The 6,496-nt window shown below is 60.7% G+C and carries 5 protein-coding genes; 1 reads left to right on the plus strand and 4 read right to left on the minus strand.

Features of this window, described 5'->3' with window-relative positions:
• Window positions 1–270 precede the first annotated feature (270 nt).
• On the plus strand, window positions 271–1,113 hold the full coding sequence (locus Mal15_RS01855) for a hypothetical protein (protein ID WP_147871802.1): 843 nt from the start codon (window positions 271–273) through the stop codon (window positions 1,111–1,113).
• Between the two features lie 244 nt (window positions 1,114–1,357).
• Here Mal15_RS01855 and Mal15_RS01860 read toward each other — a convergent pair whose 3' ends face one another.
• The 4 genes from Mal15_RS01860 to Mal15_RS01875 all read right to left on the minus strand — a co-directional run bounded on the left by Mal15_RS01860 (window position 1,358) and on the right by Mal15_RS01875 (window position 6,448).
• Window positions 1,358–2,266 carry a tetratricopeptide repeat protein gene (locus tag Mal15_RS01860; protein WP_147866191.1) on the minus strand — a complete coding sequence of 303 codons (909 nt, stop codon included), beginning with the start codon at window positions 2,264–2,266 and terminating at the stop codon, window positions 1,358–1,360.
• 271 nt (window positions 2,267–2,537) lie between these two features.
• Window positions 2,538–3,578 carry a ferrochelatase gene (locus tag Mal15_RS01865; RefSeq protein ID WP_147866192.1) on the minus strand — a complete coding sequence of 347 codons (1,041 nt, stop codon included), beginning with the start codon at window positions 3,576–3,578 and terminating at the stop codon, window positions 2,538–2,540.
• 858 nt (window positions 3,579–4,436) lie between these two features.
• Window positions 4,437–5,255 carry a hydroxypyruvate isomerase family protein gene (locus tag Mal15_RS01870; protein ID WP_147866193.1) on the minus strand — a complete coding sequence of 273 codons (819 nt, stop codon included), beginning with the start codon at window positions 5,253–5,255 and terminating at the stop codon, window positions 4,437–4,439.
• Complete coding sequence (locus tag Mal15_RS01875) at window positions 5,252–6,448, minus strand: amino acid aminotransferase (protein WP_147866194.1); 1,197 nt, start codon at window positions 6,446–6,448, stop codon at window positions 5,252–5,254. Before Mal15_RS01875 ends, Mal15_RS01870 begins: the two co-directional genes overlap by 4 nt.
• Between the last annotated feature and the right edge of the window lie 48 nt (window positions 6,449–6,496).

The raw sequence follows: 6,496 nt of genomic DNA on the forward strand, positions 1-6,496 counted from the left end.
TCGCTTTTTCGCGCACGCCGAGTTCGGAGAACACGGCGACACTCGGTACGCATCGTCAAGTGCGCAAATTGCATTGCGGTCGACGACCAGGGCGTGGTCATCGTGGGCGGCCTAAACGTCGTTGCCTTCGCCAGAAGGCGGTTCCCCGGTTCCACACGCTGGCGAACGTCGTCGCGTCGCCCGTGACCCGAACACCGCATCGGTTGTTACCCTATTGGCATGCCACGTCTGAACCCCAAACAGCCGACCCAGCCGCCCGAGCGGGGCCAGATCCTCGATCGCGAGGAGTATATTGAACAGGCCCACCTGTTCGAACTGCTGCACGAGCAAGCCGGCGGCCAATTCCCGATTCAAGATCTGCTCGAACAGCTTCGTCATGAAGTCCTGGCGACCACTCGGTTGCCGATGGCGATGGAGTACATGCTGACCGAGGTCCGGCATTCGGGGTTGCTCGGCCCGGCGATGCGGCAGCTGGCCCATTACTTCACGCCGTTTCAGACTTACTTGATCGACCAGAGCGAATTGGACACGGGGCGGTTCATGATGAACACCGCCTTCCAGATCATGCGGGCCGAGGCCGAGTATCGGGTCGAAACGGCCACCCCGGCCGGGATGTTCTTTTATCAGTTCGAGGTGCTGTGCCGAAATCGTCTCTCCTACGATCGCGGATTGACGGCGATGAGCGGAGACCCGATCTTTGACGACCGCTGGAGCCGTTGGATCTTGGGGCTGCGAGCCCAAATCGGGCTGGTCGACTTCGCCGATCTGGTCTTCCTGGTCAGCGAAGATTATCGCAAGAAGCTCAGCGCCGCCGGCAAACCGACCGAAGACAAAGGCCCGTTCTTGTTCGGCGAAAAGGAAGGCCGGATTGCCTTGGCCAATCGCCGCAAAGACCCGCTGTATCTGTTCAGCGCCCTCCAGCGGCACCTCGGTTATCCCGCCGTTCCCAAGCCCGAGCCGGCCGAGACGACACAGGAATTGATTCCGCAAATGGCCCGGCGAATCGAGCGGCTGGAGGCGCGGATCCAACTGATGGAAGAAGAGCGCCGGGCGTCACTGGATATCACCAAGTTCTACGAGCAAAACAAGCATCGCCTGAATCTGCCCGAGTGAGCAGTCGCTGCCTTCGCCAGAAGGTGGTGCATGACAATGGATCGTCGACTCACAGCAGCCATCGCGCGCCGAAACACGAGTGGCATCAGCCGATTCGCGCCCCCAGCGTCGATGGAGGCCCGTAGGCTAACGCCCGGTTCCACCTGCTTTATGAGCCGACGGCGCTAGCCGCGGGCCTTGGGTTGCCCTTCGAGACTTGTAAGGCCCGAGGCTAGCGCCTGCGGCTCAGTTTGTGATCGAAAGGTCACTGCGCTCGCGTCACCGACCAGCCCTCCGGCGGATCGGGCAAGCCGAACGCCTTGTGATACGCTCGCTGCCTGCGCTCGACCCAGACCAACGTTTGCTGGTGCAGCTTGGTCGGCTTCATCCGCACGGCACGTCGCGCAAGCGACCGGGCTTGACTAAAGTCTTGACGGGCGACCGCGGCGATCGCCAGATTGTGGACCGCGACCGAGGAGAACGGATAGCGATCACGGGCCTCCTGCCACCTCGCTTCCGCCTCGCCCCAGCGGCCGGCGACCGCCAAGGCATTGCCCTGGCGGATCGCTTGCGTGCCGGGCATCAAGTAGGGGATCTCCAATTGCACCCGGTCACGCCAGACCGTCGGGGTGATCAATGGCAGGGTGTCGCGGACGACTGCCGCCTGCAACGCCAGGTCCTGGTCCGTGGCCAAAGCTAAATCGGGATAACGTTTGAAGGCGGATTCCAGTTCCACCACGATCGGTTGACCCAGCGGTCGCCCCGCGGACTGCGCCGGGCGGTCGGCACCGACCGGCATCAATCGCCAGGAGACGGTCAGCTGCTTGCCCGCTTCGGTGATCGATCGCGGACGCCGGTCCGGCAAGATCTCGCCGCGCAGGATAAAGTCGATGCGACTCTGCTGAGCGGTTTTTGCCAGCGCCAAATCGCTCTCGTCTTCGACGCTGTACGAGACCAGCGCGATGCCCGAATCGCCCTCCTTCGTCGATCGGCTGGCTTCTTCGGCAGAGACCAATCGAGTCGATCGCCCCGCATCGTTCGGCGCCGCCTGCAACAGTTTCTCATGGATCGGATCGGCCAGCTCGCGAGGGCCGACGATCTTTGGCACCATCACCGAATGTCCGACCGTTGATTGCAGCGTCGGCGGTGCCCAGACGTGAATCGGAGCTCCCATGCGGCAACCGCAAAGCGGCGTGAAACACGCCACCAGCAAGGCGCAGGAGAGTCGGCGAAAGCGATCGGCAAACATCCCCCAGGCGATAAGAAATCCGGGCCGATCGCGTCAAGAGCGTCTCGGTCGTTGCTTGGTTTTGGGGTAGTGGACGAGGCGACGAATCCATTCTGATTGCGCACTGCGGGGACTCGTCGCGTCGTCCACTAGCGCTTGCCCAGACGCCGTTTCGCGAATCACCCATGAACCCCGGGCGTCGAAAGGGAACGTAACACTACGCTCGTGCCGGAGGCCGCCGCGGCGTGTAGAGACAGCAGTCGGCCGGACAGGCGTCATGCCAGGGCCCCAGGTCGCCGGCCGCATCCCGCTGCTCGCGTCGCCCGATTCGCTCCTCCACCAACTTGCGAATCATGCTGACAAAACCGGCACTGGTGCCCGGTGTTGCGGCACGGCTCATCGCGATGCCACGCTCTCGGCAGAGTGTCGCGGCTTCATCATCCAAATCGTACAGCACCTCCATGTGGTCGCTGACAAAGCCGATCGGTACGATCACCAGGTGCTGCGGATTGTCTGCTGCATCGTCCATCGCCGCGATCGTGTCGCACACGTCCGGCTCCAACCAAGGCTGCTGTGGCGGGCCGCTGCGGCTTTGATAGACCAAACGCCATTTGTCGATCCCGGCCGCCTGGGCGACCAGACGCGACGCTTCATTCAGCTGTTTGACATAGTCGCAGTTGTCTGCCATCCCCATCGGAATGCTGTGCGCGGTAAACAACACCGTCGCGGCCCCGGGTTCCGCCCCCAGTCCCGCCAGCGACTTGCGAACGCTGTCTGCCATGGTGTTGATGAAGTCCGGGTGATTGAACCCCATCCGCACTTTTTCAACCATCGGCGCTCCCTCCCCGACCTCCTGCTGAGCCGCGATGATGTTCTCGCGGTACTGGCGGCAACCGCTGTAACAACTGAACATGCTGGTGAAAAACGCGATGGTGCGTTTGCAGCCGTCGGCCTTCATCTGCCGCAGCGTGTCCGGGAACAGCGGGTGCCAATTCCGATTGCCCCAATACACCGGCAAATCGATTCCATTGGCTTCGAACTCGGCCTTGATCGCCGCCAGCAGATCGCGATTCTGTTGGTTGATCGGGCTGACCCCGCCAAAACTGTTGTAGTGCTCGGCGACTTCCAGCATCCGCTCGCGTGGCACATTCTTTCCACGCAGCACATTTTCCAGGAAGGGCATGACGTCTTCGGGGCCTTCCGGGCCACCAAAGGAAACCAGCAAGAACGAATCGTAGGGCAGGGCTTGGTCAGGCATTGATGGGGAGCGGGTACGAAGGAATCGGGGCTTCTGCGTCATTTTCACCGATGGTCAATTGAGACGTCAGTGGGCCACTCAAAACTGAACGCAAGGTCAGGGTTTCGGGGGGGCGACGGACGCGCGTGGGAACGACTCGATGTGGCTAACTGCCTGATTAACGCTGATTGGCATGAAATATGCGTCAAATCATTCACCGTCGGGGTACTCTGTCTTAGGTTGGGGTGACACCATGGGTTGGATCTTGATCGCATCGGTATTTTTCGTCAGTTTCTTGCTGGTCTTGAATTCTGTTCGAGTCGCACTCCTGGATGACCGTCTCGATCTGAGAGAATCGAGGCTGGTCAGAAACCTGGCACAGGCCCGCCGCCGATATTCCTCTCGTGAAGGAATGTCGCAGCGAAAGTCGCGATCCGGCAGAAAGTCCGGGAACACCAAGTTCCCACCAGTACCGGGCATGGGCTCGTTCACCGCGACCTAGATCGTCTCGATTCGAGAATGGGTGCACATCCGCAAGCCATGGCGGGAAACCTTCCATGCTGGCAAACAAGGTGCCAGTCCCCCTGGTGAAATTCCGTACCGCGTGGATGATTGCAAGACATTCTAACGTTGGTCATCCCGAAAGAGTTCTGCCAGCGACGCCCCGAGGTGACATCGTACCCGGAACGTTCGAGCGAAAAACTGAGCCGTAGGCGCTAGCCTCGGGCGCTACATGTAGGCACTAGCCTCGGGCCTTACAAGTCGCGAAGAGCAATCCATGGCCCGCGGCGAGTGCCGTCGGCTCACTCAGCCCGGGCCATTCGTATCTGGCTTTTCGCGGACCACCCATCAACACGAACATCGAATTGGAACAAGACGCTAGGTGCCGCTGACCAATCGAGTCGCCTCCTTCAAGCCGGCCTCCGCATCGTCAACAGGCCAGTATTCCAGTCCGACGTACCCGTCGTAGTCTGTTTCGCGGATCGCGCGAAAGATCTCGGCGTAATTCAGCTCGCCCCGTGTCAGTTCGTTCCGACCCGGGTTTCCGGCCGCATGAAAGTGGCCGATCCGATTGATGTTGGCGGTCGCGTTGCGAATCACATTGCCTTCGCTGATCTGCTGGTGATAGATGTCAAAGACGACCTTCACGTTTTCGCTGTCGACCTGGTCGACGATCGCAAACGCTTGCTCGCTTCGCACCAAGTAGTATCCGACGTGGTCGATCAGATCGTTCAGCGGTTCAAAGACCAGGGTGACGCCGGCCTGCTCCAGCATCGGCGCCGCTTCGCGCAGGCCATCAACCAGGCAATCGTGTTGGGCTTCATGGGAAGTGTCAGGGCAAAAGTCACCGACCTGGGAAATCAGCGTCGGGCATCCGAGGCGTTTGGCCGCTTCGATCGACTGGCCCAGCCCGTCCAGGTATTCCGCCCGCGTCGCCGGATCGACCAAGCTGATGAACTTGGTGCAACAGGCGGCGATCTTCATTTCGTGCTCGGCCGCGGCGTCCTGGATCTCGGCAAGGTCTTTATCCCACCAGCCCCAGAATTCGAAGGCATCGATCCCACACGCTTTGACGCGGGCGATCGCGTCGCGGCGGGCGACGTCTTCGAAGACCGCGTCGATGCATACCGATGGACGGAGTACAGACGGTTTGGTTTGACCCGTTGTTGATTCACCGGATGACGTTTCGCTGCTCATGACATCACCGAGGCCACGGCCTCGCAAAGGGAGTTCATTTTGGTTTCGTTCATTCCGGCGACGTTGATCCGACCGCTGCCGACGATGTAAATGCCGTACTTGCTCTTCAGCTCGTCGACTTGCAGCGGGCTGAGTCCGCTGTAGGAGAACATGCCTCGCTGGCGAAGCAGGAATGAAAAGTCGTGGCCGGCGCCGGTGGACTTCATGGTTTCGACGAACTGCTCTCGCAGACGCGTGATTCGTGAACGCATCGCGTCGAGTTCCTCTTTCCAAAGCTTCGTCAGATCGTCATCGGCCAGAATCGTCGCGACGATCGCGCCGCCGTGGCGTGGCGGATTGCTGTAGTTGGTGCGAACGACCCGTTTGAGTTGGCTGAGCGCCGCGCCGCATTGTTGGGCATCGGCGGCGACCAACGAGACCGCGCCGACACGCTCGCTGTACAGGCCGAAGTTTTTGGAAAACGAGGTGCAGACGATCGCTTCTTCGACGTGCTGGAGAATCGTTCGCAATCCAACCGCGTCTTGTTCGATTCCGTCGCCGAATCCCTGGTAGGCGAAATCGATCAGTGGCAACAGGTTCTTTTCGGCGACCACCGCTGCGATCTGTTTCCAATCCTCGGGCGTCGGGTCGATGCCGGTCGGGTTGTGGCAGCAACCGTGCAACAAGATGGCGTCACCGGGTTTGGCGTTCTCTTTGAGCGCACCGAGCATGCCGTCCAGGTCCAGCGAGGTGCGATCGTCGCCGAGGTAGCGGTAGGTTTCGGTCGGCAGCCCGGACGCTTCAAAAATCGCCGGGTGATTGGCCCACGTGGGGTTCGGCATCCAGATTCGTGCTGCGGGTAATTGGGTCCGCATGAAATCGGCGGCGACTCGCAACGCCCCGGTGCCGCCGGGGGTCTGCAGCACCGCCACACGATCGGCCGACAGCGATTGGCCGAACACCAGATTGCGGACATCGTCGCGGTACTCGGGCAAACCGTCGATCGACAGGTAGCCCTTGGTCGCTTCCGTGTCCAAGATCTTTTGCTCGGCTGCTTTGACCGATTTCAGGATCGGGGTTTGTCCGTTTTCGTCCTTGTAGACACCGACCGACAGGTTCATTTTGTTCGGGTTCGGGTCTGCATTGAATGCTTCGGTCAGCCCCAGGATCGAATCCGGGGGAGCGGTTTGAATGACGGAAAAACGATGGCTCATGAGGTTGGCTCGCACGCGGGCTAGGCCTGGGGCCTGAAAGGAACAGTG

Origin of the sequence: Stieleria maiorica (assembly GCF_008035925.1) — a bacterium.
In the GTDB taxonomy this organism is placed as follows: Bacteria; Planctomycetota; Planctomycetia; order Pirellulales; family Pirellulaceae; genus Stieleria; species Stieleria maiorica.